The sequence below is a fragment of the Serratia sp. Sp408 genome (assembly GCF_057180665.1).
This window is the reverse complement of sequence record NZ_JBXUFT010000001.1, coordinates 1,746,987-1,773,551: the sequence shown is the minus strand read 5'-3', so window position 1 is coordinate 1,773,551 and position 26,565 is coordinate 1,746,987. Positions and strand designations below refer to the sequence as shown.

25 protein-coding genes are annotated in these 26,565 nt (G+C 56.0%); 14 read left to right on the top strand and 11 right to left on the bottom strand.

Going from position 1 to position 26,565, the window contains the following annotated elements; genetic code table 11:
• Positions 1-3 precede the first annotated feature (3 nt).
• The 4 genes from AC2AXP_RS08360 to AC2AXP_RS08345 form a co-directional block, all read right to left on the bottom strand.
• Positions 4-720 carry a FadR/GntR family transcriptional regulator gene (locus AC2AXP_RS08360; protein WP_371901793.1) on the bottom strand — a complete coding sequence of 239 codons (717 nt, stop codon included), beginning with the start codon at positions 718-720 and terminating at the stop codon, positions 4-6.
• Complete coding sequence (locus AC2AXP_RS08355) at positions 717-2,684, bottom strand: TRAP transporter permease (protein ID WP_004961951.1); 1,968 nt, start codon at positions 2,682-2,684, stop codon at positions 717-719. The genes AC2AXP_RS08360 and AC2AXP_RS08355 overlap by 4 nt, the downstream gene beginning before the upstream one ends.
• Positions 2,681-3,733, bottom strand: coding sequence for a TAXI family TRAP transporter solute-binding subunit (locus AC2AXP_RS08350; RefSeq protein ID WP_371901795.1), 1,053 nt, complete (start codon positions 3,731-3,733; stop codon positions 2,681-2,683). Before AC2AXP_RS08350 ends, AC2AXP_RS08355 begins: the two co-directional genes overlap by 4 nt.
• Before the next feature lie 214 nt (positions 3,734-3,947).
• On the bottom strand, positions 3,948-4,271 hold the full coding sequence (locus tag AC2AXP_RS08345; protein WP_004961957.1) for a cupin domain-containing protein: 324 nt from the start codon (positions 4,269-4,271) through the stop codon (positions 3,948-3,950).
• A 384-nt stretch (positions 4,272-4,655) separates the two neighbouring features.
• On the opposite strand from AC2AXP_RS08345, the gene AC2AXP_RS08340 reads away from it, so the two are divergent.
• From AC2AXP_RS08340 to AC2AXP_RS08315, 6 genes are all read left to right on the top strand, one after another.
• Complete coding sequence (locus AC2AXP_RS08340; protein WP_371901796.1) at positions 4,656-5,783, top strand: MFS transporter; 1,128 nt, start codon at positions 4,656-4,658, stop codon at positions 5,781-5,783.
• A gap of 41 nt (positions 5,784-5,824) precedes the next feature.
• Positions 5,825-7,219, top strand: coding sequence for an HdeD family acid-resistance protein (locus AC2AXP_RS08335; RefSeq protein ID WP_004961963.1), 1,395 nt, complete (start codon positions 5,825-5,827; stop codon positions 7,217-7,219).
• Positions 7,219-7,989: an Lnb N-terminal periplasmic domain-containing protein gene (locus tag AC2AXP_RS08330; RefSeq protein WP_004961966.1), complete on the top strand. Its 771-nt coding sequence runs from the start codon at positions 7,219-7,221 to the stop codon at positions 7,987-7,989. Before AC2AXP_RS08335 ends, AC2AXP_RS08330 begins: the two co-directional genes overlap by 1 nt.
• A 268-nt stretch (positions 7,990-8,257) precedes the next feature.
• Positions 8,258-8,884 carry a helix-turn-helix domain-containing protein gene (locus tag AC2AXP_RS08325; protein WP_004961971.1) on the top strand — a complete coding sequence of 209 codons (627 nt, stop codon included), beginning with the start codon at positions 8,258-8,260 and terminating at the stop codon, positions 8,882-8,884.
• A 175-nt stretch (positions 8,885-9,059) separates the two neighbouring features.
• Positions 9,060-10,118 (top strand): porin OmpA, encoded by a 1,059-nt coding sequence (gene ompA, locus AC2AXP_RS08320; RefSeq protein ID WP_484381535.1) that lies wholly within the window; start codon positions 9,060-9,062, stop codon positions 10,116-10,118.
• Positions 10,119-10,214: 96 nt separating this feature from the next.
• Positions 10,215-10,757, top strand: a complete 543-nt coding sequence (locus tag AC2AXP_RS08315; RefSeq protein WP_004961977.1) for a YfaZ family outer membrane protein — start codon at positions 10,215-10,217, stop codon at positions 10,755-10,757.
• A 101-nt stretch (positions 10,758-10,858) separates the two neighbouring features.
• On the opposite strand, the gene AC2AXP_RS08310 is transcribed toward AC2AXP_RS08315, so the two are convergent.
• Entirely contained in the window at positions 10,859-11,272 is a 414-nt protein-coding gene (locus AC2AXP_RS08310; RefSeq protein WP_039992026.1) for a hypothetical protein, read from the bottom strand.
• Positions 11,273-11,514: 242 nt separating this feature from the next.
• Between AC2AXP_RS08310 and AC2AXP_RS08305 the strand changes: the two genes are divergently transcribed.
• On the top strand, positions 11,515-12,651 hold the full coding sequence (locus AC2AXP_RS08305; protein ID WP_273869866.1) for a GGDEF domain-containing protein: 1,137 nt from the start codon (positions 11,515-11,517) through the stop codon (positions 12,649-12,651).
• A gap of 26 nt (positions 12,652-12,677) precedes the next feature.
• Here the strand turns inward: AC2AXP_RS08305 and AC2AXP_RS08300 are convergent, their stop codons facing one another.
• Both AC2AXP_RS08300 and ychF read right to left on the bottom strand, forming a co-directional pair.
• Positions 12,678-14,276, bottom strand: coding sequence for a mechanosensitive ion channel family protein (locus AC2AXP_RS08300; protein WP_484381534.1), 1,599 nt, complete (start codon positions 14,274-14,276; stop codon positions 12,678-12,680).
• Positions 14,277-14,640: 364 nt separating this feature from the next.
• Complete coding sequence (ychF, locus tag AC2AXP_RS08295; protein WP_004961991.1) at positions 14,641-15,732, bottom strand: redox-regulated ATPase YchF; 1,092 nt, start codon at positions 15,730-15,732, stop codon at positions 14,641-14,643.
• Positions 15,733-16,104: 372 nt separating this feature from the next.
• Here ychF and AC2AXP_RS08290 point away from each other — a divergent pair, with 372 nt between their 5' ends.
• A complete protein-coding gene (locus AC2AXP_RS08290; RefSeq protein ID WP_273869863.1) occupies positions 16,105-17,580 on the top strand; it encodes a SulP family inorganic anion transporter in 1,476 nt (491 codons plus the stop codon).
• A gap of 127 nt (positions 17,581-17,707) precedes the next feature.
• Here AC2AXP_RS08290 and pth read toward each other — a convergent pair whose 3' ends face one another.
• Complete coding sequence (gene pth / locus AC2AXP_RS08285; RefSeq protein WP_198772868.1) at positions 17,708-18,298, bottom strand: aminoacyl-tRNA hydrolase; 591 nt, start codon at positions 18,296-18,298, stop codon at positions 17,708-17,710.
• Between the two features lie 312 nt (positions 18,299-18,610).
• Between pth and ychH the strand changes: the two genes are divergently transcribed.
• Positions 18,611-18,889, top strand: a complete 279-nt coding sequence (gene ychH, locus AC2AXP_RS08280) for a stress-induced protein YchH (RefSeq protein WP_004962002.1) — start codon at positions 18,611-18,613, stop codon at positions 18,887-18,889.
• Positions 18,890-19,061: 172 nt separating this feature from the next.
• Here ychH and prs read toward each other — a convergent pair whose 3' ends face one another.
• The 3 genes from prs to lolB form a co-directional block, all read right to left on the bottom strand.
• Entirely contained in the window at positions 19,062-20,009 is a 948-nt protein-coding gene (gene prs, locus AC2AXP_RS08275; RefSeq protein ID WP_039992027.1) for a ribose-phosphate diphosphokinase, read from the bottom strand.
• Between the two features lie 172 nt (positions 20,010-20,181).
• Positions 20,182-21,048 (bottom strand): 4-(cytidine 5'-diphospho)-2-C-methyl-D-erythritol kinase, encoded by an 867-nt coding sequence (ispE, locus tag AC2AXP_RS08270; RefSeq protein WP_004962008.1) that lies wholly within the window; start codon positions 21,046-21,048, stop codon positions 20,182-20,184.
• Positions 21,045-21,668 (bottom strand): lipoprotein insertase outer membrane protein LolB, encoded by a 624-nt coding sequence (gene lolB, locus AC2AXP_RS08265; RefSeq protein ID WP_039992028.1) that lies wholly within the window; start codon positions 21,666-21,668, stop codon positions 21,045-21,047. Before lolB ends, ispE begins: the two co-directional genes overlap by 4 nt.
• 418 nt (positions 21,669-22,086) lie before the next feature.
• On the opposite strand from lolB, the gene hemA reads away from it, so the two are divergent.
• The 5 genes from hemA to sirB1 are packed head-to-tail and all read left to right on the top strand — an operon-like array spanning position 22,087 to position 26,540.
• Entirely contained in the window at positions 22,087-23,349 is a 1,263-nt protein-coding gene (gene hemA, locus AC2AXP_RS08260; protein WP_004962014.1) for a glutamyl-tRNA reductase, read from the top strand.
• Between the two features lie 32 nt (positions 23,350-23,381).
• Entirely contained in the window at positions 23,382-24,467 is a 1,086-nt protein-coding gene (prfA, locus tag AC2AXP_RS08255) for a peptide chain release factor 1 (RefSeq protein WP_004962017.1), read from the top strand.
• Entirely contained in the window at positions 24,467-25,297 is an 831-nt protein-coding gene (gene prmC, locus AC2AXP_RS08250) for a peptide chain release factor N(5)-glutamine methyltransferase (protein ID WP_004962020.1), read from the top strand. The genes prfA and prmC overlap by 1 nt, the downstream gene beginning before the upstream one ends.
• Positions 25,298-25,335: 38 nt before the next feature.
• Positions 25,336-25,734, top strand: coding sequence for a SirB2 family protein (locus AC2AXP_RS08245; protein ID WP_004962022.1), 399 nt, complete (start codon positions 25,336-25,338; stop codon positions 25,732-25,734).
• Positions 25,731-26,540: an invasion regulator SirB1 gene (sirB1, locus tag AC2AXP_RS08240; protein ID WP_004962025.1), complete on the top strand. Its 810-nt coding sequence runs from the start codon at positions 25,731-25,733 to the stop codon at positions 26,538-26,540. Before AC2AXP_RS08245 ends, sirB1 begins: the two co-directional genes overlap by 4 nt.
• Positions 26,541-26,565: the final 25 nt, after the last annotated feature.

The following is a 26,565-nucleotide window of genomic DNA, read 5'->3' as shown; positions in this document are numbered from 1 at the left end:
GATTTATTCCATATTCTCATTTTCAAGTCGGCGCAGTTTGCCGCGTACGTTGCTCAGGTGACGTTGCATGCAGCGAATGGCCGCAGCCGGATCGCTGGCCTTGATCGCCAACAACACCTGGTGATGCTCCTCGATGACCCGTTGCCGTTCCGCCAGGCGACCACGGTTTTTGCTGAGTGAATAAACCAGCACGCCCAGATACAGTTCATGCATGTTGTCGAGTATCTGCACGAAAAACGGATTATGTGACGCCTGCATGATGGCGCGGTGAAACAGATAGTCCTGCTGGTAACCGATCTGCTCTTCGTGCAGCGTGGCGTCACGAAACGCGGTAAATGCCTGTTCGATGGCCTGCAATTCCTCTGCGCTGCGACGCTCGGCGGCCATGCCGGCCGCCTGTTGCTCGATGACTTCCCGCATTTCCAGCAGCGCTTCGACTTCGTCGCGGTTGGCTATCTCCATCATTAACGGTTCGTACTTGCTCAGCAGCGAATGCTGCTCAACCCGATGCCCACCGCCCTGGCGTGAGGAGATAATGCCGCTGACTTCCAGCACGCCGAGGGCTTCGCGTACCGGCACCCGACTGACGCCAAAGGCGTCGGCCAGGATATTTTCCGAGGGCAATTTTTCGCCCACCGGAAAAGTACCGTCACTAATACCGGCTTTTAACTGAGCCAAAACCTGATGCGATGCTTTCTGGCGGGTAACCTTGTGAATCATTCATTGCTCTCCGGTAAATTGGCGGCCAGCGGGGCACGTTGTTTATAACGCAGCAGGTGCATCACGCCAGCGCTGACGATCAGTGCTGCACCGGCCAGGTCGGTCAACAGGCCGGGCTTGATCAGCATGATGGCGGCAATGATAAACAGCAGCCGTTCCAGCCAATGGGTTTTCATCAGCCAGAAGTTGGCGCTGGCAATTGACAGCGCATAAATGCCAACCAGCGCGGTGACGATCATGTGAATGATGGAAAAGACGCCCACATCCTCGCCCTGCATCAGCAGCGCCGGGTTGTAAACCAGAATGAACGGAATGATAAAGCCCGGCAGCGCCAGCCGCACCGCATCCCACGAGGTTTGCATCGGATCGGCGCGGGCGATGCTGGCTGCGGTATAGCTTGCCAGCGCCACCGGCGGGGTAATGTTCGACAGCGCGCCAAACCAGAACACGAAGAAGTGTGCCGCCAGCGGCATCACTCCGGCCTTGATCAGGATCGGCGACACGGTAACCGCCACCACGATATACAGCGCGGTTGAGGGCAGCCCCATGCTCAGCACGATGCATACCAGCATGACCACCAGCAGTATCATCCACAAGGTGTTATTGGTCATTGAAACGATATTGAACGCCAGCGTAGAACCGATACCGGTCATGGTCACCACGCAGATGATAACGCCAATGGCGGCGCAGGCGATGGTCACCTGAATCGAACCGCGTGCCGCTTCGTTCAGCGCTTCGGCGATTTTCTTCGGCGTCATGCGCACCGTGCTGTCCGGCGTGATCCAACTGGCGACAATAATGGAAACAATGCCCAGGAAGCCGGCATAAATCGGCGTTTTACCCATCAGCAGGGTGCCGATGACGATCACCAGCGGCAGCAGCAACAATCCGCGCGCCTTCAGCACCGCTTTGACCTGCGGAATATGCTCTTTGCTGAGACCTTTCAGGCCCTGTTTTTTCGCTTCCAGATCGATGGCCATGATCAGCGCCGCGTAGTACAGCAACGCCGGCACGATGGCTGCAATCACGATGGTGGTATAAGAGATGCCAAGGAAACCGGCCATGATGAACGCGGCTGCGCCCATAATCGGCGGCATGATCATGCCACCGGTCGACGCGGTGGCTTCAACCGCGCCGGCGAAACGCGGTGACAGACCGATGCTTTTCATCAGGGGGATGGTGAAAGTGCCGGTAGTGGCGACGTTGGCCACTGCGCTACCGCTCAGCGAACCGGTCAGCGCCGATGAGATCACCGCCACCTGCGCCGGGCCGCCGCGGCGACGTCCGGCCATCGCCAGTGCCAGATCGTTAAACAGCTGGGTGGCGCCGCTGACGCTGAGAAATGCGCCGAACAGGATAAATACCACGATGGCGGTTGAGGCGGTGGACAGGGTAATGCCGAATATTCCTTCGCTGGTCATAAACAGCCGGTACAGCAAACGTTCCACCGAAAAACCGCCGTGGCCGAATATGCCCATGAAATATTGCCCGAACAGCGCATAGACGATGGCAAAGGTCGCCAGACCGGGGATGAAATAGCCGGTCGTCCGCCGCGCGGCTTCGAATAAGACCGCAATGCCCAGTGCCGCCATCAGGTAATCGGTGGTATTGGGTATGCTTTTGCGCACGACGTGCAGGTCGAAATAGTTAAAGTAGAAATAGCCGTAACTCACCAACGTTAGCGTGATGAACAGATAATCCCAGCGGTTGAACGCGCTGGTGGCGTGATTTTTGGAGAACGGGAACAGGATGAAGCCAAGGATCAGGATCCCACTCAGAAAGGTGGTGTTACGATAGAATTCCTGGGTATTGGCCAACGCGTTGGAATAAATGGCATACAGCGAAATGGCTATCGCCAGCAGCGTAGCCAGTCGCAGGGCGATACCAGCCAGCGGTCGGCTGCCCGCGCCGGCTTCTTTATCCAGATCGACCACCGGTGGGGGTGTCAGTTTTTCAGCGTTCATAACGCCTCCGTATTTTTAGACGCATCGCCTGCGGTTGCCGCTTCAGGCGGCACCAGATAATCAGGTATGTTGACGCCGACTTCGCGGAAATAGCGATAGGCGCCCAGATGCAGCGGCACGGAAACGCCTTTTAGCGCATTTTCCAGCGAGATGTATTTGGCAGAACTGTGCACCTGATGCACTTCAGGCAGGTTTTCGAACATGGTTTTGGTCAGGTCATAAACGATCTTTTCATCAATCTGCCGGATAGAAACCAGAATGTTCGGCTGGGCGATGGTGGCGACCGCCTTGTTTTGCCGCGGATAGGTGTCCGGCTTTATTTCAAAGCGGAACCAGGCATTGGCAATGGCATTGATACTGGCCAACTGCTGGTCGGTGACGTCCAGAATGCGCGACGGAACGCCGCTGGCGTACATGTCGGTGACCGCGGCGGCCGGTACGCCGGCAGGCAATGCACCGCCGTCGAGTCGGCCATCACGCATCGCCGAAACGGTATCGCCATAGCCGAGGTATTCAGGCGAAATGGATTTTTTGCTCAGCTTGATGCCTTGCAGGATCACCACCGTGGACTGCTCGGTGCCGCTGGCCTGTGGGCCCACCGAAAAACGGCTGCCGGCAATGTCGTTTAGGGTGCCGTCTTTCACCTTGCTTTCCAGCATCACGAAGTGTTCCACGTTGGGCCACAGCATCGAAATGGAACGCAGATCTTTGTAGGCTCGCTGGTCAAAATTACGCACGCCTTCATAGGCTTCGGTGGCAATCAGGCTTTGCAGAATCGCCAACTGCGCCTCATCTTTCTGCAACAAATCGATGTTTTCGATTGAGCCGGCCGAGGACTGTCCGGTGACCTGGATACCGTCCTGCTTCAGCCGGTTGCTCCAGACGTTAGCCAGTCCGACGCCCATTGGGTAGTAGGTGCCGCCGGTAGAGGCGGTAGCCACTGACAAAAAGGTCTTGTCGACATTCTCCGCCTTGCCGGCGATAGCCAGCGCCACTACGGCGATGGCCGCAGTGATACCTGCTAACAATTTGATTTTTCTATTTTTCATAGTAAGTACCAGAGGTTGAAACAAATGGATAACATTTGCTGCAACTTGTATACAACATGGCAGATTCTTTGGCCTACTGGCGGCAACGGGATTTGTGATCGGGTTGGGCAAAAAATGGTCGAAAATTGTTGTGGAATGTGACGAAGGTTAAAACAAATGCATCAGCCGCGGCGTTGCTGCCGCGGAGAAAATAGCGGAGGGCGCCGAGGTCAAACTAAGGCAGAAAGTCTTCGCGCTGTGGGGTGAAAGTATCCAGCAGGGTACCGGGTTCCAGGCAGACGCAACCGTGTACCACGTCGGGTTTTTTATACAGGGTGTCGCCTGCCGCTACCTGATGGGTTTGGTCACCGATGGTGAATTCAAAACGGCCGGACAGCACATAGGTGAGCTGTTCGTGCGGGTGGCTATGCAGTGGTCCGATCGCCCCGGCGCTGAAGTTGACCTCAACCGCCATCATGGTGCCGCCGTGGGCCAGAATGCGCCGTGACACGCCGCCGCCGAGATCCTCCAGCCGGGTATCTTGTTTGAACGTGAACATGCTGAATCCTCGTAGTGTTCGAGCTGAATGATAAAATGAAACATTGTTTTATTTATATGGGAATATAATGTCGTTGGCCGCATTTGTCGAGCGCTATAAACCCGCCAGCAAGCCCTGCAGCCGTTGTAATGTATTGCGCCAATTTTGCCGACGGTTCGCCAGGCGGCGTTCTTGCCGAACGCGTGCCCGCAAAAACGTGCCTCGGATTTCTGGTAAATTACGGATTAGCTGCTAATTTTTAGCTGAATTCACCTGATTTCGCCGGGCAAGATATTTGCTGCGACTCACCGTGCGTTACTGCGGGGCCAATGCCGTTCACCCCGCGTGTTATCCGTCGTCTGCCAGCGGGTTTCCGACCATAAAAACGCCAAGGGGTTAATCACCGTGTCATTTCTTCGCAATAAAATCGGCGTGCTGCTCGCGGCGATGATTTTTGGTTTGACCTATGGCCTGAGCGCGCCGCTGATCGCCATCAAACTGGCGAACATGAATTACAGCGAAGCCTTTATCGGCATCAATGCGGCACTGCATGCGGTAGGGGTGTTTATTGTCGCGCCACTGCTGCCCCGGCTGTGTCGGCGCTACTCCGCCAAGGCGTTAATGCTGAGCGCGTTGCTGATATCAGCGCTGGTGCTGTGTCTGTTTCCCTATACGCCGATTGCCGTCTGGTTTTTGCTGCGGCTATTGCTGGGGGCAATGAGCGAAATCATGCTGGTGGTGACCGAAACCTGGCTGAACTTTATGGCAGAAGAGGCGGTACGTGCACGGGTGCTTGCCGCCTATACCGCCAGTCTATCCTGTGGTTTTGCGCTGGGGCCGTTGATTTTGGCCAGCGTGGGCAGCAATGGTGCCATCGCCTTCTTTATTGGCGCGGTGATTGCGCTGCTGGCGGCGAGCGTGGTGGCCTGTTCGGCGATCAAACCCTTACCGGCAGAATCCCATCAGTCCAAGCCGGCGATGATGTATCTGCGCCTGGCGCCGCTTGCCGTTGCGGCGACGGTATTGAATGCCGGCCTGGAGTCGGCCGGCATGAACCTGCTTTCTGTTTATGCGATGAATTTGGGCTGGAATGAACAATCCGCCACCTCGCTGATTTCGGTGTTGATGATTGGTGCCATCCTGCTGCAATTGCCGATTGGCTGGTTGGCCGACCGCTTCAACCGCCAGCGGTTGATCGTGGTAATGGCGGCGTTGTCAACGCTGGGCGCGTTGCTGTGGCCGATGTCGCTCAACTATCCGTGGCTGGCTTATACGCTGCTGTTCGTCTGGGGCGGGGTGTTTGTGGGGATTTACACCGTGATGATTACCCTGGTTGGCGAACGTTTCAGCGGCGGCGAGCTGGTGGGGATTTATTCGCTGCTGTCGGTGGCCTGGGGGCTGGGCGCGCTGCTTGGTCCGACGCTGGGTGGCGTAGCGATGGCCTTCAATACCCACGGCCTGCCGTTGATGGCGGCCTTGATGTGTGCAGTGTTCACGCTGTTTGCCCTCAAAAATATGCGTCGCGGCGTTTAACGCAGCGCTAACGATCATTTTAACGTGGAGGATGCTGGGCGATGGTTCAGTTGGTGATGATTCTGTTGGGGGTTGATTATCTACGTGCGCGCTGGCGCGGTCTGATGGTGATCGGCTGGCTGGGAATACTGGCCGGTATGGTGATCTTCATCGACGCGCTGGACGATGCGCTCTATTTTCCGCTCAACCCGTTCGCCTGGCTGCTGCTGCTGGAGGGGATTGCCACGCTGATGGTGGCACATACCGGCATTGGCGGGCAGCGCACGCTGCGCTACGTCAAGGGGGGAGCCTTTGTGCTGGCGGCGGTGTTGATTCTGGCCGGTCATCATCATGGCCATTTTGTGCTGTCGATGATCTTTGGCACGCTGTTTTTGGCCGACGGCCTGTTACAGACCATCAGCGCCACGGTGGTGCGTTACAAAAACTGGAAGTTGGCGGTAGTGGGCGGTTTGATAGAGATTGCGCTGGCAATCTTTTTCTACCAGCCGTATCCGACGCATTACGTCGGCACCGTGCCCTATTGCCTCGGACTGGGGCTGATTTTTGGCGGCTGGAACATGCTGATGTTGGCGATGCGCGTCAGGCGCATGGACATCAACCCGGCGGTACAGGGCAATGACGCGGCGGAACAGTCCAGCAGTGCGAATACCCGGCCGCAGTTGACCACCTGGGATGGGCCGCCAGCCGATGATGAACCGGCGCTGACGGTACACGTCTGGACGCCGGTGGGTTCGTCAAAGAACGCCACGGTCCCGCACCCGGTGATCGACCGATATATTGCCGCAGTAGATAAAGACGGGGTGATCTCCACCGGACACGCCGCGCTGGAAGCGCCTGAAGGGGTGTATATCAGCCTGTACCCGGCCGAGGACATTGACCGTTCTCCAGAGCAGTTTACCCGCCTGTTGCGCGCCACCGAGGAAAATAACGTCGCCGGGGTGTTCCAACCGGATTACCCGACCGAGTCCAGCGCCTGGTGTCCGTCAACGGTGCGAGTGCGTATTCGCAATTACGACGCCGCCCGCCTGCAACGCTTCTGGGAAGTGTACCGCCAGGACAAGACCTATAACCTGACGCACCGCAACTGCTCTAGCAGCGTGGCGAACGGGTTGGAGGCCGCACTTGAAGGGGTTGTCGGCAAGATCTGGGGGCAGCAGAGGCATTGGCGCGCATTGACCAAAATCCTGACAACCCCCGAACTCTGGGTAGCAGTGCAGATCCGCAAGCGGGCAAAAACCATGGCCTGGACGCCAGGACTGACGCTGGATTATGCCCGCGCACTCAGCATGCTGGCGGATCCGCGGCCTACCGGCTGGTTGACCACGGCGCAGCGTGCGGTGCGAAAAATCTTCTCGCTGCGCAAGCAATGGCGGGATGAGAAGCCCGATGCCACTGCTGCGCAGCCGGTGACTGACGGTAAAGGGGGAGCGGAATAATGGCGTTGTGGCGCTGGCCGGCGGCAGAGCCAAGCAACGCGCGCGACTGGCTGACGGAATATGCCAGATTGCCGACGGTGGAGTGGGGGGAGCAGGGCAAGGTGACGTTGCGTAACGTGCGTAACTTCACCTATCGCACCCGTGATGATTATTCGCCGGATTGGTATGACGCTGAATACGATCTCAATCAGGCGGCCACCGTGGATGTCATCGCATCCTATTGGTCGGGAAAATCAATTGCCCACCTTTTTTTGAGCTTTGGCTTTCAGGATGGTCGCCATCTGGCGATCTCCATCGAAACCCGCCGTAGCCGTGGCCAGTATTTTTCCACCTGGCGCGGCTTTTTCAACTATTACATGCTGACATATGTGGTCGCCGATGAACGCGACCTGATCGGCGTGAGAACCGACGTGCGCCGTGAACAGGTGTATCTCTACCCGGTGCAGATCGCGGCGCCAACCGTGCGTCAGCTGTTGCTGGAGTATCTGCGGCGTATCGATCAACTCAGCCAGCGGCCGGAGTTTTATCACACGCTGTCCAACAATTGCACCAGCAATATCCTGCGGCATGCCGCTGCCGTTTCCCCGGCCATTCGTTACCACTGGCGGGTGTTGGTCAGCGGCTATGCCGATCGCTACGTCTACGATCTTGGCCTGTTGGACAATGAGCTGCCGTTTGAGCAACTCAAGCAGCGTAGCCTGATCGTGCGCCCGCCTGAGGCGGTGATTGACGCAGACTTTTCACGCCAGATCCGCCGCGTTACGGCCTGAGGAGGCTGGCAGTACGCACAGGTTATCGCCGAAATTACCTGCAGGCATTCTTGGGGGGCGTTCGGTCTGCATTTTTGCCGACCGCCATAGCGCCAACTCCAGGACGGTAATAACCAAGAGCAAAATACAATTAACCCGCAGCGCCAGCGTTAAATTGTTTAAAATTAAATTCCAGCTGATTAAAGATCAAACGAAAGCGCTGGACAACGGTGAGCAATAAATTTAATCATGATAAGCAGACTAAACCCAATATTTCTGAGGAGCCGTGATGATTACGCAACCTGTTCGGCCCGAAGCGTCGATCCAGCGTTTGCTTGACGCGTTGGAACCCCTGGCCAAGCCAATGAACGTGATGCCGCGTAAGCGCCTGAACTGGGAATACAAGGGCGAGTCACAGTTTTACATCTTCAAGAGTGGTGAGCTGTCGATACTGCGGGCGTCAGACGGTTTGCTGATCGCCACGGCCTATGAACAAACGCTGTTTGGCCTGGCGGAAAGTATTCAGCCGTTGCGCTGCCACATTCTGCGGGTGGAAACGCCGTCAACCCTGTTGCGCTTGAATGCCAATGACGCCAAGGCATTATTTGCCGAGCAAGGTCTCTGGCAGGACGCCACGGTGTTGCTTTCCTATTACACCAGCTACCTGTTTTACCGCGATGCGTTGCTGGTGCAGCAGCGTACCTATTCGATCATTCGCGATCATCTGCTTGAACTGATCACGTTGCCGTTGGATACGCGCTTGAGAATTTCGATATTAGAATATATGCAGGACAGAACGTTGCTTTCGCGCAGCAGTATATTGAACGTAATTACAGAGCTGAAAAACAACCATCACATCGAGATAAAGCGCGGTGGCTACCTGTTGAATATGAACACGTTGCCAGACCGGTGTTGAGCGGTCATTATTGCACAGGGCTCAGGTGATTTTCTGTTTATTCTTTCCCGATAATTTAAAATTAAACAATAAAATAATAGAGGCATTCCAGGGCGTGTTTTATTATTTCCGCTAACAATCCACCTCGCCGTAAATATTTCATCGATGGCGAGCGTAATTATAGTCAGGAAATATTATGAAAAAAACACTTGTCGCGCTCATTGTATTAAATGCTTGCGCCGTGACTCCAGCTTTTGCCGCCGCGGATACCGGCACCTGGTACGGTGGCGCGAAACTTGGCTGGTCACATTATTTTGATGCCAGCGCGGATAAAGACTTTAGCGATAATCTGGATCATGCCACCGACTTTGATTTTAACAAAGACAACACCACCGGCGGCGTATTTGCCGGTTACCAGATTAATTCATGGTTGGCTGTTGAAGGTGGCTATGATTATCTCGGTAACATGCAGATCAACGGCAATAACGGCGTTGCCGGCGCAAAACTGGCCAGCCAGGGGCTGCAATTGTCAATGAAAGCCAGTTACGGCCTGACCGATAACTGGGATCTTTATGGTCGTGCCGGGGCCATGGCCTACCGGGCAGAAACCGAGCATGCCGGCCACAGCGCGTTCGAAACCGGCGTTCGGCCGTTGGCTGCGGTGGGCACGGAATATGCCTTTAACGATAACTGGGCAGGCCGCGTCGAATATCAATGGGTAAGCAACGTTGGCAACGTCAATCAGATTGGCGTCAGCGCCGACGTCAGTTCTCTGACCGCGGGCGTGGTGTATCGCTTCGGTCAACATGCGACACCGGTCGCCGCGGTTGTCGCCGCGCCGGTGGCCGGCCCGGCTGAACCACAGCGTTTCAATCTGAAGTCGGACGTGATGTTCGGCTATAACTCTGCCGAACTGTCGCCGCAGGGGCAGGCCGCGGTACGAGATCTCTATAACCGTCCGGAAATCCAGTCTGCCAAAAACCAGACCACCATGGTGATTGGCTACAGCGATCGCATCGGGTCCGCCGACTATAACCAGCAACTGTCGTCCCGTCGGGCTCAGGCGGTGGCCGATGAACTGATTGATTTGGGCATGCCGGCGGCCAATGTGCAAGCTCAGGGGCGTGGTGCCAGCGAATCGGTAACGGGCACCCAGTGTGATGGTATCAGCGCGCGCAGCCAACGCATCGACTGCCTGGCGCCAGACCGCCGGGTAGTGGTTGAAATCGCCGGGCAGCACGCACCTCAGGCCTAAGCCACACGTCAGATAAAACTATTGATTATTGCCCGAGCTGTCCGTCGGGCTTTTTTTGCGTTCGTAACAGGCATTTTGCCAACGGTGAGAATAATTATGAAATGGATAAAAACCGGGTGTTTACTGGGGGGCATGTTAATGTCGGCGTCGGCCTTGGCGGTTGGCGTGCACGGCGGGGCCGGTGAAAACTGGACTGACGTTGGCGTTGATTTCGGTACTCGCGATCCCGGGCTGGCCTTCAGTGCGAATTGGGCGCACAGCGATGATGACGGCGACGTCGCCGGGCTGGCAATGGGGCTGAATTTACCCTTGGGGCCGGTGTTGTTCACCATGGGTGGTAAAGCATTGTACCTTAACCCCGACGATGGCGATGAAGGCTATGCGCTGGCGGTGGGCGGCGGTGCACAACTGCCGCTGGGTGAGCACGTTACCGTCTTCGGCGATGCCTACTATTCCCCGGATTCATTGTCCAGCGGCGTGGAGGAGTATGTCGAAGGCAATGCCGGCGTGCGTTGGCAGGTGATCCCATTGATGGCGGTAGAGGCTGGGTATCGTTATATCGACATGAAAGGTAAAGACGGTCATCGCAATAATACCGTGGCGGATGGCATTTACACCTCGGTGAGTCTGGTGTTCTAAACCGGGATTTTATTCCGGCGCATACCGACAGGCAGGCGCTCGGATTATGCATCACGACGATCCCCCGGCCCCAACGCTGGGTGCCCGGGGATCCTTGCAGATCACGAAAGGGGGAGGATCAGCGGTTTTAATGCCGTATTGATTTGCATCAGACCGTCTTTATTCTGCTGTTTAAGGTACATCTCGTTCAACTCGCCGAACTGTTCAAGTTTGGTCAGCGCGTCGAAGGCCGGGCGTGCCTGGCTGCGTATATTCAATACTTCCGCCTGGCTAATCGGGTCGATACAGGTTTTTCTTATTTGAGTGCTGAATTGGTCAATGATGCGTTTGTTGTCGCGGTACAGCGGTTGCAAGCTGGCAGCGTCGCCGTTGTTGCCGCTAGCCGCAAGGTTCACCGGAAAGGCGATGGCATTGACTTCACTGACCACCGGATTAGCGTTGCTGGCGCATCCTGCCAGCAACAGCGTGGCAATCAGCACTTTTTTGACATGATGGGTATTAACGACTGCGAACATGAGGAAAGTATCCGTAAAGTAAAACTGCGGGAAACTTACCCTTACAGTCAGCCGCGCTGCCAGCATAAAACTGTTTATTTATAAATTTTACGCCATCTCTGGCATACACATCGCTGCCGTCGCGGCGACGTTTGCCCGGTTGAACGCTTGCAACCACTACGCCTCTGGTACATGCTGCGATGGCCGTAGCCGATTGATAATACGGCTGTATATCTTATCAGTAGCAAAAGGAACCGTCAGCCATGTCCCGCGAACAACGCAAAGCGAGCGCTTCAACACTGCCCGTCTGGGGCAGCAGGGCAGAAATGGTCAGCCAGGCGCTTGCGCGCAGCATACCGTGGTTTGCCTTCGTCAATATCAGTTTTGCGCTGATTATCGTGTTTCGTAATGTGCTGTTCGATCATTTTGACCAAACGCTGGCGACGCGCAGCGACATGCTGCACGAGATCGATGCGTTGATGCTGGCGATCGTGGTGATGTCGCTGGGCATGCTGAGCAGCCTGATGCGCGCCGAAGCCCGCTTATCGCCCGCCTGGCAAACGTTACTGGCGCTGTTGCTGTTTGCGTTGAGCTGTCTGTGGTCTTTTTGCTGTTTTTACTTCGTCACCGTGTGGCGACTGCCGTTTTCTTATCCATTGACCATTATTTTAATGCTGACGGCGCTCGGCGCGCTGTATTTTTACCCCAAGGGATTGTTGCTGTTTTTGCTGCCGATCTGGCTGACCTGCCTGATGGCCAGCGTAAAGCTCAACGCCGGGCTGAATATGCGCTTTGTGATTATCTGGCTGTTGCTGGCGTTCATTTTGCTGTACGGACGTTACATTCTACTGCATTGGTTTAATGAAAACTGGCAGCGATATCAGGATAACCGACTGTTGATTTCCCGTCTGGAAACCATGGCCAATCAGGATGCGTTGACTGAAACCGCCAATCGACGTGCAATGGAACACCATCTTGCCGTTGCCGCCGAGCGCCAGCGCCCCTTTGCGCTGATCATGATCGACGTCGACTTTTTCAAGCGTTACAACGATCATTACGGCCACCCCGCAGGTGACCGCTGCTTGCGTGACATTGCCGCGATCTTGAAATCGTCGGTGCGTTCACCGGAGGACGTGGTTGCGCGTTACGGCGGTGAAGAGTTCTTGCTGTTGCTGTTCGATGCGTCGCTGGCCGGTGCAAAGGTGGTGGCCGAGCGCATTCAGCAGAATATCCGCCGTCAGGGCGTGCCGCACGCTGCGTCGGAGGTGGGCGAAGTGGTGAGCGTCAGCATGGGGCTTGCCGCCTCGAGCGGGAATAAAAGCGACGCGCAACTGCTGGCAGAAGCCGATGCAGCGCTGTACCGCGCCAAACAGGGCGGCCGTGACCGTTGGCAAGTCTAACCCGACAGCAGGAGCATGCCGACCCGTCAGGGCTGTGCCGGCGGGCTGTACCAGCGTTCCTTTTTCACCAGTACCGGCAGTTCAGGCTGGTTGACAAAGTTTGGTGACATAATCTGTACGTCAAACTCGTTGAACACATCCTGAATATGCGCGTGCAGTTCGCTGCGTACTCCGGCCAGCGATTGTCCGGCCTGCAGTCTGACCTGAAGCTCATAGGCAATATACCAGTCCATCAGGCTGAGCTGGCGCACGATCGGCGGCTGGCTGTTATTCAGTCCGTGGGTACGACTGGCGGCCAGTTCCAGCATCGCATGTACCTGGCGCCACGGCGTATCGTAACCGATGGTGACGCTGGTGGTCATGTTGACGCCGGGGTTACCGTCGTGGGTGCTGAGATTGATGATTCTGCCGCTGACTACCACCGCATTGGGGACGGTGACCTCGTAGTTTTCCCGTGTGACGATCTTGGTGGCCAGCATGCCGACCTCGCTGACCACCCCTTCATTATCGGCAACGCGAATAATGTCGCCTTTACGCAACGCGCGTGAATAGGTCAGTACCAGGCCACTCATGGCGTGATTCATGACGCCGGCTGAACCGAGTGTCAACATCAGGCCAAAAAACACGCTGATGCCTTTGAAGGCCAGCGAATTGGCGCCGGGTAAAAACGGATAGGCCGCGGACAGTGCAAACAGCCACACCGCTACGCTGATCAATTTCCGCGTGACGCCGACGGTTTGTGGATGCAGGCCGGGAATATGCAGCGTGCCGCGTTCCACCCGCAGCAATACCACTTTAATCAGTTTGACAATAAAACCGGTGATAACAAAAATGGCGATCACCACGCATAGGCCGGGCAGGGCAGACAGGATCACCAGGCCAATGCGCTGGAACAGTTGCAGGGTGTATTCACCCAACTCCATCCCCCATATCCGCGTATATGGAAACAGCCGCAATACCCAGCTAATCCATAGATAAAACCCCAGCACGCACAGGATACCCATCAGCCAGGCGTAGAGTCGTACCTCAAACTGGCCGAGGAAACTGCGCAGCTGTGGGAATAGACCGGGTTTGTTTTGTTGTTTTCTGGCGGCGTAATACCGTCTTACATACCCCAGAGAGCGGTAGGCGAACCAGCACACCGCCCCTAACACGGCGGCTCCCGCCACGCTTTTCAGCGCGGACAGCAGGAGATAGTGCGGGGAATACTGTTCGATTAATGCGTGGCGAAGGTTTTCCAGCCGTTGCAGTACCAACTGGCTGGCCTGCGCCAGGTTGAGATCGTCACCCTCATCCAGATCGCCTTGCGCCAATAGCATAAACGGTTTCTTATTGACCGAAAATACCACTGCCTGCTGCTGGTAGCGGGTGATGGTAACGATCTCAACCGGCTGTTGCAGATCCTGTTGGTTGAGCGCGCGCAGGTTGCGCACGATGCGTTGCACCCGTTCTTCCGGCGTTGTCAGGCCAAACCTGGCCTGCAGCATCACTACCGGCTGGTTGAGCAGCGTCAGGGTACGCGCCTGCTCCGCCGCGCTGGGCGTCTGGCGTGGTTCAGCGCTCCACAACAGGCTTGAATAACACAACAGGAGATAACACAGCAGGCATGAAAGTGGTTTGTTCATCGCTATCCGCACCATCCGTATGGAACGATTGATACTTTGTCATCACAACCCACGAGCGTTGTGATAATTCGCGTGGTTCAGCGGCATCGGGAGACGGCTTTTGCACCACGCGCCTTTTACAGTGTAGCGAGAGTTGGCAGTTGCGATATGCGGCGAGTGAAAATTTTAGTTGCCTGCAAGCGACGAGGTTATTGCGGCACGAGTGTGCAGCTGCAATCGGCGATCAATGCCGTTATGTTGACCCGCGCCGAGCGATGGTCGGGCATCAACGAGCGATCTGCGGGCAATAAAAAACCCACGTGGGAACGTGGGCTGATAATGGTGGTGCGCCAATGTTGCGCCATTAGCGCTGTGGCATGCTGCGTTAGACGTTGAACAGGAAGTTCATCACGTCGCCGTCTTTGACCACGTAGTCTTTGCCTTCTGAACGCATCTTGCCGGCTTCCTTGGCGCCTTGCTCACCTTTATAGGTGATGAAGTCGTCAAAGGCGATGGTCTGGGCACGGATAAAGCCTTTTTCGAAATCGGTATGGATTTTACCGGCTGCCTGCGGTGCGGTTGCGCCAACCGGGATAGTCCAGGCACGAACTTCCTTCACGCCAGCGGTGAAGTAGGTTTGCAGATTCAGCAACTGGTAACCGGCACGGATCACGCGGTTCAGACCTGGCTCTTCCAGACCCAGTTCGGCCATGAATTCGTCGCGGTCTTCGTCTTCCAGTTCGGCAATGTCGGATTCAACCGCTGCGCATACTGCCACCACTACCGAACCTTCGCCCGCGGCGATTGCGCGCACGGTGTCGAGGTACGGGTTGTTTTCAAAGCCGTCTTCGTTGACGTTGGCGATGTACATGGTCGGTTTCAGCGTCAGGAAGCTCAGGTAACGGATGGCCGCCTTGTCTTCGTCGCTCAGATCCAGCGCGCGCAGCATACCGGCGTTTTCCAGATGCGGCAGGCATTTTTCCAGCGCAGCCAGTTCGGCTTTGGCGTCTTTGTCACCGCCTTTGGCTTTCTTCTGCACGCGGTGAATGGCGCGCTCACAGGTATCGAGATCCGACAGCGCCAGCTCAGTATTGATAACATCAATGTCTTCGGCAGGATCGACCTTGTTGTTGACGTGAATGATGTTGTCGTTTTCAAAGCAGCGTACCACGTGACCAATGGCTTCGGTTTCGCGGATGTTGGTCAGGAACTGGTTACCCAGGCCTTCCCCTTTGGATGCACCCTTTACCAGGCCCGCGATATCAACGAATTCCATGGTGGTCGGCAAGATGCGCTGTGGTTTCACGATCTCGGCCAGTTGATCCAGACGCGGATCGGGCATCGGCACCACACCGGTGTTCGGTTCAATGGTGCAGAACGGGAAGTTGGCTGCTTCGATGCCCGCTTTGGTCAACGCGTTGAACAGGGTGGATTTGCCGACGTTTGGCAGACCGACGATACCGCATTTGAATCCCATGTTGTTATCACCTTAAATATCTTAACTATCAGCCAGTTAACTTTAACTGGCCGCATAAAGGGCAAAATAATGCCGCCATTATACACGTAATGCACATTTATCTCGATCCCGCCGTGTTGTCGGGGCTGACTGCGCGACGCGCACGCGGCTGACAAAGGTTTGTGTTGAGATCCTGCTCACATTTCAACATACTTGTGGTTATAGTTAACCAACAGGAAACGTGTCGGATGTATTTCTTGCCTAGTCCACCCTGAGTGTTCCCGCCAACTAAATTGCCTATTACATCACTGACGTCTCGTCAGCGTTGGTGTTTTCTGCTGCCCATATCGGGCATTCGTGTTAGTTATCAAAATCAGACTATCTGGAAAATTTATGTTCAACCTGAGCAATTTCAGGCTGGCGGACGTCAAGAATGAGGTTCTGGCCGGTTTTGTTGTGGCGGTATCGATGATCCCGGAAGCGGTCGGCTTTTCGCTGGTGGGCGGCCTGTCGCCGATTGTCGGCCTGCATACCGCCTTTATCATCGGTTTGACCACCGCGCTGTTCGGCGGCAAGCCGGGCATGGTCTCCGGCGCGGCGGGATCGATTGTTGTGGTATTGATGAGCCTTGCCGCTCAGCACGGCATGGACTATGTACTCTGGGCAACGATATTCGCCGGGATTATTCAAATCCTGATCGGCCTGTTCCGATTGGGCAAATTCATCCGGCTGGTGCCGCTGCCGGCAATCCACGGTTTTGTCAACGGGCTGGCGATTGTCATCATGCTGGCGCAGTTGCACATGATCGCCGGCCATGGGGTATTGATGTATGGGCTGGTGTTGCTGGCGATTCTGGTGGTGGTGTTTTTCCCGCGTTTGACCCGAGCCATTCCGGCATCGCTGGCGGCATTGCTGGTGGTATCGGCGCTGGCCGTCGGCTTGAATCTCGACACGCTGCGCGTAGGCGATCTGGCAGACATCTCCGGCAGCCTGCCGCATTTCAGCCTGCCGATGGCGCCGTTTACCCTGGAGATGCTCAAAGTGGTGCTGCCGTATGCGCTGATTATTGCCCTGGTAGGCCTGATTGAATCGCTGCTGACCATGACGGTGCTGGATGAAATGGGCGGTAAAAAAGGCAACGGCAACCGTGAAAGCCTGGCGCAGGGCGCGGGCAACGCCATCTGTGGTCTGTTTGGCTGCTTCGCCGGCTGCGCGATGATTGGCCAGTCGATCATCAACTTCACCTCAGGCGGCCGTGGCCGCATTTCCGGCGTGGTGGGGGCGTTGCTGCTGATTCTGTTCGTGGTTAGCCTGTCGTCATATATTGGCGTTATTCCGGTCGCCGCGCTGGCGGGTATCATGTTGGTGGTTTGTTACAATACCTTTGAATGGAGCTCATTGCGTCGTTTGAAGCGTATGCCGAAAGAAGACGCCTTTGTCTTGCTGACCGTTACCTTGATTACCGTTTTCGCCGATTTGGCGGTGGCGGTAATCAGCGGTGTGATCATATCGGCGCTGGTGTTTGCCTGGCAGCATGCTCGTATCACCATCCGTGATAAAAAAACGGAATCCGACACGGTTATCTACTCTCTGGAAGGGCCACTGTTCTTTGGTTCGGCGGCAGCCTTCGGCGAATTGTTCCAGCCGAACAGCGACCCGCAATCGATCGTACTGGATTTTGCCCAGACGCGGGTTATGGATTCCAGCGGCGTTGAAGCCATTGACAAGTTGACGGCGCGCTATCTGGCCGCTGGCAAAACGGTGCGGTTACGCCATTTGAGCGAGGATTGCGTCAGCCTGCTGCGCCAGGCCGGGCCGTTCTGCGTGCACGAGCTGGACGATCCGACCTACCGCGTCGCTGCGGATTAAGTGGCCTGAACAATGCCCCGCGTCGGCGGGGCAACGGTTACTTAATTTCAGCCGTGCGGCGGTGATGGGGCAGTCTTCGCCACGCCATATCATGGCCTGCCGACTGGCGGACAGGTAAGGGCAGCAATCAGCTGCCGGCCTTGAAGGCGTGCAGGCGGTTCATGGCTTTGGTCATGCCTTCTTTTAACAACAGTTCGGTACAGCGCAGCGATTCGTCAATGGCGTCATCGATCAGCGTCTGCTCGCTGGCAGGCGGCTTACCGAGCACGAAGCCCACCACTTTATTACGATCGCCCGGGTGGCCAATGCCGATGCGCAGGCGGTAAAAATTGGGGTTGTTGGCCATTTTGCTTTGAATGTCTTTCAGGCCGTTATGCCCGCCGTTGCTGCCCCCCAGCTTCAGCTTGGCCACGCCCGGCGGCAGATCCAGCTCGTCATGCGCTACCAGAATTTCATCGGCCTGGATACGATAAAAGGTCGCCATCGCCGCTACCGCTTTGCCGCTGAGATTCATAAAGGTGGTGGGTACCAGCAGGCGGACGTCATGGCCAGCCAGATTCAGACGCGCGGTATAACCAAAGAATTTGCTTTCTTCCTTCAACGGCTGGTTATGGCGCTGCGCCAGCAGGTCTACATACCACGCCCCGGCGTTGTGGCGCGTTTGGGCGTACTCGGCGCCTGGGTTCGCCAGGCCAACAATCAATTTGATACTGCTCACGGAGTGATTCGCTATGCTCAGAATAGTGGAAAGGGCATTAGTCTACCTTCCGCCGCGCCGAATGACAAAATGCGCGCTGCCAGCGGCCCCGTCAGGTTGATTTACCTATAATAGTGAATAATACATTAGAGTAATCATTCAATTTGAGCGCTAATAGTTACCTTAAAGTAAAGAATTGTCAGACTTAATTGCTCATTTGTGATCGTCAACTCAATACCCTTGCTGGCGTAGTGTCTATACTTGACTTATCAAAGAGGGTTAACAATTTATCTGTTACTCCCGTTTGGTTTTCTGGCATGGAGGAGGTGACATATGAAACGTAAAAATGCACAGCTGATGAGCAACGTTCTGATGGGCCTGGGGCTGGTAGTGATGATCGGCGGGGTTGGATACTCCATTGTGGCTGAAGTATCGAGCTGGAATCTGCCGCAGTTTTTTGCCCACGGCGCAATCTTCAGCATCTTTGTCGGCGCACTGCTGTGGCTGGTTGGCGCACGCGTCGGCGGGCGTGAACAGGTAGCGGATCGCTACTGGTGGGTAAAGCACTTTGATAAACGCTGCCGCGGTAATCAGCACCGTTCTTCACATTAATTTAAAGGGAAGCGCTTGTTCGGCAAGGGAATCATGCCGTGTAATCAGGTTGTGAGCCATGTCCGTCATTAAATAGAAAACCCGTTGTCGCTTGCGCTTCAACGGGTTTTTCTTTTACTGCTATGCGTCAACGCCAATACTGGCACGCGGGGGGTTGCGTGCCAGCCAGGAATCAATGTTCGAACATGGCCGAAATTGATTCTTCGTTGCTGATGCGGCGGATGGCTTCTGCCAACATGCCGGACAGCGTAAGCGTGCGGACGTTTTTCAGTGCCTTGATTTCCGGCGACAGCGGGATGGTGTCGCAGACGATCACTTCATCGATGACCGAGTTCTTGATGTTGTCCACGGCATTACCGGAGAAGATCGGGTGCGTCGCGTAGGCAAATACGCGCTTGGCACCGCGTTCTTTCAACGCTTCAGCCGCTTTACACAAGGTACCACCGGTATCAATCATATCGTCAACCAGCACACAGTCACGGCCTGCGACGTCACCAATAATATGCATCACCTGAGAAACGTTGGCGCGTGGGCGACGTTTGTCGATGATAGCCATGTCGGTATCGTTGAGCAGTTTGGCGATAGCACGGGCGCGTACTACACCACCGATATCCGGTGAAACCACGATTGGGTTTACCAGGTTCTGTTGCAACATGTCTTCCAGCAGGATCGGGCTACCGAACACGTTATCTACCGGGACATCAAAGAAGCCTTGAATCTGTTCAGCATGCAGATCCACTGTCAATACGCGGTCAACCCCTACGCTGGAGAGGAAATCGGCAACAACTTTGGCAGTGATCGGAACACGTGCAGAACGCACGCGGCGATCCTGACGAGCGTAACCGAAATAGGGGATAACGGCAGTGATACGACCTGCGGAGGCGCGACGCAGGGCATCGACCATAACAACCAGTTCCATCAGGTTGTCGTTGGTGGGAGCACAGGTGGACTGGATGATGAAAATATCACCACCGCGTACATTTTCGTTGATTTGCACGCTCACTTCGCCGTCGCTAAAACGACCTACAGCGGCGTCACCAAGGCTGGTGTACAAACGGTTGGCAATACGTTGTGCTAGTTCCGGGGTGGCGTTACCAGCAAAAAGCTTCATATCAGGCACGAGAAGAACCTCAGGCTTGCGTCCAGAGAAGATATTGTCATTCGGCCTTCGCCAAGGGGCAATTGGCGACGCCGACGCAATATACATACGGGTGTGTAAAACTCAATGAGGCGTAGGTAGCGCTGGGATGACAGGGTCAGGTGTGGCTGACCCTGCACAGCAAAACGTTGAGCTACGACTCAAACTGCCCGGAACGGCGACGATGTAGTGGAGAGACGTTAACGCCACGCGCTACAAAACCACGCAACCACTCCGGGGCTTGACTTAACACCTGACGGGCGGCGATCTCTGTGTCGAATTCGGCAAACACACAAGCTCCGGTGCCAGTCAGGCGTGACGGCGCGTATTGTAACAGCCATGAAAGAAGCTGTTCAACCTCGCGAAAACGTTTTCTTGCGATCGGTTCGCAATCATTTGCGTACGGCGCCCGTAATAGTACGTCCAGTGGGCGAACCGGGGTATCTCTTTTTAATTCGGCATCGCCAAAAATCAGCGGCGTAGCAATACTGACCCCCGGATGCGCCACCAGATACCATTTTTCCTGCGGTTCAGCCGGCTGCAAACGTTCGCCGATGCCCTCGGCGAAGGCGGCGTGACCCCGCACGAACACCGGCACATCGGCCCCCAGGGTCAGACCCAGCGTCGCCAGACGCTCATCGCTGAGGCCGCATTGCCACAGGCTGTTGAGCGCCACCAGCACCGTGGCGGCGTTGGAGGAGCCGCCGCCGAGCCCACCCCCCATCGGCAATACCTTATCGATGCTGATGTCAGCGCCGCGCGGTGCGCTGTCAATCGCCTGTTCGGTGCAATAATCTTGCAGCAGACGTGCTGCACGCACGATCAGATTCTGTTCATCCGGCACGCCGTCGACCGGCGTTAGCAAGCGGATCTGCTGATCCTGACGCGGCACGATGGTCAGGCTGTCGCCGTAATCGAGAAACTGGAACAGCGTCTGTAATTGATGATAGCCGTCGGGGCGACGGCCGGTGATATATAAAAACAGGTTGAGTTTTGCCGGGGAGGGCCACGGGTGAATCATTTGAGCGTCCAGTTATCCATTTTCAACTTGATGCGCTGCTCACCCTGTTGCAGTTCCAGACGGCTTGGCAACTGAGGTTTCAGGTCGCTATTGTAATCCTGATAGTCGACGTTCCAACTCTGGCCGCCTTGCTGATAGCTGAGCTTGCTCAGGCGATACTGGTCATCAAGCGTAAAATCGCTGGCTTCACCCGGCAGGCCAAGCATCCATTGACGCAGGTTATCCAGCGGGATCGACATGCCGGTCAATTTGCGGATCATCTCTTCGGCGTTATCGCTGACGTAGCGTTTACCCTGGTTATCCGTCAGTTGCACCACATTTTGCTGCACGTTCAGTTCCAGTTCGGTACTGCCCAGCGGATTGGTCAGCAGCAGACGGTAACGTTCGGGTGAATACTGTTGCCAGAAGAAGCGGGCGTAGACTTTCTTGCGATCGGAAATATAGGCAAAGGCGCCACGGGTCTGATACTGACTCAACTGCTGGACCGCCTGTTCATGGGCGCGCCACTGCGGCGAGGTAGGACTGGTCGCCGGGCCGGTAGGTCGGGTGGTGGTACAGGCCGCCAATACCAGGCTGGCCAGGGGAATCAGACGGAGCAGACTGACTTTGCGGATTGGCATAACTTTTGTCCTTTTGTCCTTGCGGGCTAACGTGATGCAACCCATTCTGCCACCACGCTAGCGGGCGAATGGCGTAGCGTCAATAGGCGAGGGTAGGTGTTCGGTTGGCCGACGATGCGGGAGACGCGGCCAGACCGCGGGCGCTTTCCCCAGGCAAATGCGCAATAATCGCCACGCGGTGCCCAATTGGCGGATAAACCCACTAGACTGTTAGAGATGGGCGGCGTGATTGTTGAGCTATTGCGGTATTTTTGTCGTCTAATCATGATATTAGCCATTTATTGAACTTTTTGCTCAATTTATAACGTCTATAACAGCGATTGGACGGAAGATGCGGTTGTTACTTTTATTGATCCCGCGCATCAAGTAGAATGCCGTTCAACGAGAACCCGTACCAATATAAGTATTACTCGAAGCAATGACCCTGCTGGCGTTAGGTATCAATCACAAAACCGCTCCGGTTTCCTTGCGGGAAAAAGTCACTTTTTCCCCTGAGTCAATCGATCAGGCGCTGAACAGCTTGCTCCAGCAACCGCTGGTGCAGGGCGGTGTCGTGTTGTCCACCTGTAACCGCACCGAGCTGTATCTCAGCGTTGAACAACAGGAACATATTCACGAACAGCTGGTCGCCTGGCTGTGCGAATACCACAAGCTGCGCCCGGAAGACGTCAGCAAAAGCCTGTACTGGCACCATGACAACGACGCCGTCAGCCATCTGATGCGTGTGGCCAGCGGTCTGGATTCGCTGGTGCTGGGTGAACCGCAGATCCTTGGCCAGGTGAAGAAAGCCTTTGCCGAATCGCAACGCGGCCAATCGTTGTCGGGCGAGCTTGAGCGTCTGTTCCAAAAATCCTTCTCCGTCGCCAAACGCGTGCGTACCGAAACCGACATCGGCGCCAGCGCGGTTTCGGTGGCCTTCGCCGCCTGTACGCTGGCACGCCAGATCTTTGAGTCGCTGGCGGATCTGAACGTTCTGCTGGTGGGCGCCGGTGAAACCATCGAGCTGGTGGCACGCCATCTGCGCGAACACAATGTCAAACACATGATCATCGCCAACCGCACCCGCGAGCGCGCGCAGCTGTTGGCGGAGGAAGTCGGTGCCGAGGTGATCACCCTGCCGGAGATCGACGCGCGTCTGGCAGATGCCGATATCATTATCAGTTCTACCGCCAGCCCCTTGCCGATCATCGGTAAAGGGATGGTGGAGCGGGCGCTGAAAGCGCGCCGCAATCAGCCTATGCTGCTGGTGGATATCGCCGTTCCGCGCGATATCGAACCGGAAGTCGGCAAGTTGGCCAACGCCTATCTGTACAGCGTTGACGACCTGCAGGCGATTATCCAGCACAATCTGGCGCAGCGTAAGGCGGCAGCGGTACAGGCTGAAACCATCGTTCAGCAGGAAAGCACCAACTTTATGGCCTGGCTGCGTTCGCAGGGGGCGGTGGAAACCATTCGCGACTACCGTTCGCAGGCCGATCAAATCCGTGCCGATATGGAAGCCAAAGCCTTGGCGGCCATAGCCCAGGGCGCCAACGTGGAGCAGGTTATTCACGACCTGGCCCACAAATTGACCAACCGCCTTATTCATGCCCCTACCAAATCCCTCCAGCAGGCAGCCGGCGACGGCGACGTGGAGCGGTTGCAAATATTACGCGACAGCCTCGGGCTGGATCAGCACTAGTTTTCTCTTATTAACAGGGTTTATAACCACGCATGAAGCCTTCTATTGTTGCCAAACTGGAAGCGTTACAAGAGCGCCATGAAGAAGTTCAGGCGCTGCTCGGCGATGCCGGCGTTATTGCCGATCAGGATCGGTTCCGCGCGTTGTCGCGCGAATATGCGCAGCTGACCGACGTTAGCCGTTGTTTCCTGGAATGGCGCCAGGTGCAAGATGATGTTGCCACCGCCGAGATGATGCTGGACGACCCGGAAATGCGCGAAATGGCGCAGGAAGAGCTAAAGCAGGCCAGAGAAACCACCGAAACGCTGGAGCAGCAGTTACAGTTGCTGCTGTTGCCGAAAGACCCGGACGACGAGCGTAGCTGCTTCCTTGAAGTGCGTGCCGGCACCGGCGGCGATGAGGCTGCGATTTTTGCCGGCGATCTGTTCCGTATGTACAGCCGCTACGCCGAAGCGCGACGCTGGCGGGTAGAAGTCATGAGCGCCAATGAAGGCGAGCACGGCGGCTACAAGGAAGTGATCGCCAAGGTTTCCGGCGACGGGGTGTATGGCCAGCTCAAATTCGAATCCGGCGGGCATCGCGTACAGCGGGTGCCGGAGACCGAATCGCAAGGACGTATTCACACCTCAGCCTGTACCGTGGCGGTGATGCCGGAAGTGCCGGAGGCCGAACTCCCCGAGATTAATGCAGGGGATTTGAAGATCGACACCTTCCGTTCCTCAGGCGCCGGTGGCCAGCACGTCAACACCACCGACTCGGCGATTCGTATTACCCACTTGCCGACCGGCATCGTGGTGGAATGCCAGGACGAACGTTCGCAGCACAAAAACAAGGCCAAGGCGATGTCGGTGCTTGGCGCGCGCATTCGCGCTGCAGAAATGGCCAAGCGTCAGCAGGCGGAAGCCTCCACCCGTCGCAATCTGTTGGGCAGCGGCGATCGTTCTGACCGTAACCGTACCTATAACTTCCCACAGGGGCGCGTGACCGATCACCGCATCAACCTGACGCTGTACCGTCTGGACGAAGTGATGGAAGGTAAACTGGATATGCTGATCCAGCCGATAGTGCAGGAATACCAGGCCGATCAGCTGGCCGCGCTGTCTGCCGAGCAAGAGTAATGGATTATTGCAGCTGGCTGGCGGCCGCGACCGCGCGCTTGACGCACAGTGACAGCGCCAAGCGGGATGCGGAAATCCTGCTGGGGTTTGTCACCGGCCGTGCAAGAACCTTTTTGCTGGCGTTTGGCGAAACCCTGCTGACGACGCAGGAAAGCGCACAACTGGAACAACTGCTGATGCGCCGTGAACGCGGCGAGCCGGTGGCCTATCTGATTGGCGAACGCGAGTTCTGGTCATTGCCGCTGTCGGTATCTCCCGCTACGCTGATCCCGCGTCCTGACACCGAATGCCTGGTGGAACAGGCGTTGGCGCGTCTGCCGGCACACCGCTGCGAGATCCTCGATTTGGGTACCGGCACCGGGGCGATTGCCTTGGCATTGGCCAGCGAGCGCGCGGATTGTATGGTGACCGGCGTGGATTTACAGCCGCAAGCGGTCGCCCTGGCGCAGCATAATGCGCAAAAGCTGGCAATTGGCAATGTGCAATTTCATCAGGGCGACTGGTTTACGCCGGTTGCCGGTCGTCGTTTTGATCTGATCGCCAGCAACCCGCCGTACATTGACGGCGACGATGTGCATTTATCACAGGGCGATGTACGTTTTGAACCCGGCAGTGCGCTGGTGGCACAGGAGCATGGGCTGGCGGATTTACGCGCCATCGTGCAGCAGGCGCCGCGCTATTTGCAACCGCAAGGCTGGTTATTGCTGGAACACGGCTGGCAACAGGCTGAAAGCGTGCGCGCCATGCTGGCGGCGGCCGGCTTCAGCGCGATAGAGAGTTGCCGCGATTATGGCGGCAATCTACGCGTGACGCTCGGCCAATATCTTTGACATAAAAATAACGACACAGACAGGACAAGGGAACCGGTATGGCAGCCTACGCCGCATTAAAGCATTTGCATCTACTGACGGTCGCTATCAGTATTACGTTGTTCATCCTGCGTTTTTTCTGGCATTGGCGCCATTCGCCGATGATGCACAGGCGTTGGGTGAAGATCGCGCCGCACATTAATGATACGGTGCTGTTTCTCAGTGGGATTGCCCTGGTGGTGATGTTCAAGTTTTATCCACTGCTGGGTATGGACTCTTGGCTGACCGAGAAGCTGTTTGGCGTTATTATCTATATCCTGCTGGGCTACGTCGCATTGGGCAAGAAAACCCGCAGCCGGAACCTGCGCACGTTGGCATTTGTTCTGGCGCTCGGTTGTCTCTACCTGATAATTAAACTTGCCACGACGAAAATACCGTTTTTGATGGGATATTTATGAGTAGTATTGCCGAGTTTGAATTTAACACCTCGCCATTGAGCGAAGGCGTGATGCTGGTATCACAGGCGGTACGCCGTGATTATCCCGCCGCCGACGTGGCGCGTCAGTTGCAGCAACTGACCGAAGAAGCGCGTGCGGCGGTGCCGAGTGATATCAGCCAGGAACAGCAATTGGAGGCGCTGATTGAGCTGTTCTATAAAACCTGGGGATTCGGCGGCGCCAGCGGCATTTACCGACTGTCCGACGCTATCTGGCTGGATAAAGTGCTGGAAGGCCGTCAGGGTACGCCAGTGTCTCTTGGCACCATTTTCTTGCATATCGCCCATCAGTTGAATTTGCCGCTGATGCCGGTGATTTTCCCGACCCAGTTGATTCTGCGGGCCGACTGGATGGATGAAGAGATGTGGCTGATTAATCCGCTCAATGGTGAAACGTTGAACGAACACACGCTGGAAGTGTGGATCAAAGGCAATCTCGGCCTGGGCGCAGAATTGGAAGATGACGATCTGGAAGAGTCGGAAAATGTCATGGTGGTACGCAAAATGCTCGATACGCTGAAGGCTTCGCTGATGGAGGAAAATCAGATGGAACTGGCGCTGCGGGCCAGCGAGACCGTACTGTGCTTTGATCCCGACGATCCGTACGAGATCCGCGATCGCGGGCTGATTTATGCACAGTTGGAATGTAATCATATTGCCATTTCCGATCTGAACTATTTTGTCGAGCAGTGTCCTGAAGATCCGGTCAGCGAAGTGATCAAGGTACAGATCCACGCGATTGAACCGAAGCAGGTTACGCTGCATTAATTTCTTCGATTTATCACTAACAAAG

Coding starts and splice junctions, on each gene's coding strand:
- prfA (WP_004962017.1), top strand. CDS start 23,382: ATGAAGCCTTCTATTGTTGCCAAACTGGAAGCGTTACAAGAGCGCCAT.
- AC2AXP_RS08300 (WP_484381534.1), bottom strand. CDS start 14,276: ATGAACAAACCACTTTCATGCCTGCTGTGTTATCTCCTGTTGTGTTAT.
- sirB1 (WP_004962025.1), top strand. CDS start 25,731: ATGAGTAGTATTGCCGAGTTTGAATTTAACACCTCGCCATTGAGCGAA.
- AC2AXP_RS08330 (WP_004961966.1), top strand. CDS start 7,219: ATGGCGTTGTGGCGCTGGCCGGCGGCAGAGCCAAGCAACGCGCGCGAC.
- AC2AXP_RS08290 (WP_273869863.1), top strand. CDS start 16,105: ATGTTCAACCTGAGCAATTTCAGGCTGGCGGACGTCAAGAATGAGGTT.
- hemA (WP_004962014.1), top strand. CDS start 22,087: ATGACCCTGCTGGCGTTAGGTATCAATCACAAAACCGCTCCGGTTTCC.
- AC2AXP_RS08360 (WP_371901793.1), bottom strand. CDS start 720: ATGATTCACAAGGTTACCCGCCAGAAAGCATCGCATCAGGTTTTGGCT.
- AC2AXP_RS08245 (WP_004962022.1), top strand. CDS start 25,336: ATGGCAGCCTACGCCGCATTAAAGCATTTGCATCTACTGACGGTCGCT.
- ychF (WP_004961991.1), bottom strand. CDS start 15,732: ATGGGATTCAAATGCGGTATCGTCGGTCTGCCAAACGTCGGCAAATCC.
- AC2AXP_RS08305 (WP_273869866.1), top strand. CDS start 11,515: ATGTCCCGCGAACAACGCAAAGCGAGCGCTTCAACACTGCCCGTCTGG.
- ispE (WP_004962008.1), bottom strand. CDS start 21,048: ATGATTCACCCGTGGCCCTCCCCGGCAAAACTCAACCTGTTTTTATAT.
- AC2AXP_RS08345 (WP_004961957.1), bottom strand. CDS start 4,271: ATGTTCACGTTCAAACAAGATACCCGGCTGGAGGATCTCGGCGGCGGC.
- AC2AXP_RS08315 (WP_004961977.1), top strand. CDS start 10,215: ATGAAATGGATAAAAACCGGGTGTTTACTGGGGGGCATGTTAATGTCG.
- AC2AXP_RS08355 (WP_004961951.1), bottom strand. CDS start 2,684: ATGAACGCTGAAAAACTGACACCCCCACCGGTGGTCGATCTGGATAAA.
- AC2AXP_RS08335 (WP_004961963.1), top strand. CDS start 5,825: ATGGTTCAGTTGGTGATGATTCTGTTGGGGGTTGATTATCTACGTGCG.
- AC2AXP_RS08325 (WP_004961971.1), top strand. CDS start 8,258: ATGATTACGCAACCTGTTCGGCCCGAAGCGTCGATCCAGCGTTTGCTT.
- AC2AXP_RS08350 (WP_371901795.1), bottom strand. CDS start 3,733: ATGAAAAATAGAAAAATCAAATTGTTAGCAGGTATCACTGCGGCCATC.
- lolB (WP_039992028.1), bottom strand. CDS start 21,668: ATGCCAATCCGCAAAGTCAGTCTGCTCCGTCTGATTCCCCTGGCCAGC.
- AC2AXP_RS08310 (WP_039992026.1), bottom strand. CDS start 11,272: ATGTTCGCAGTCGTTAATACCCATCATGTCAAAAAAGTGCTGATTGCC.
- ompA (WP_484381535.1), top strand. CDS start 9,060: ATGAAAAAAACACTTGTCGCGCTCATTGTATTAAATGCTTGCGCCGTG.
- ychH (WP_004962002.1), top strand. CDS start 18,611: ATGAAACGTAAAAATGCACAGCTGATGAGCAACGTTCTGATGGGCCTG.
- prmC (WP_004962020.1), top strand. CDS start 24,467: ATGGATTATTGCAGCTGGCTGGCGGCCGCGACCGCGCGCTTGACGCAC.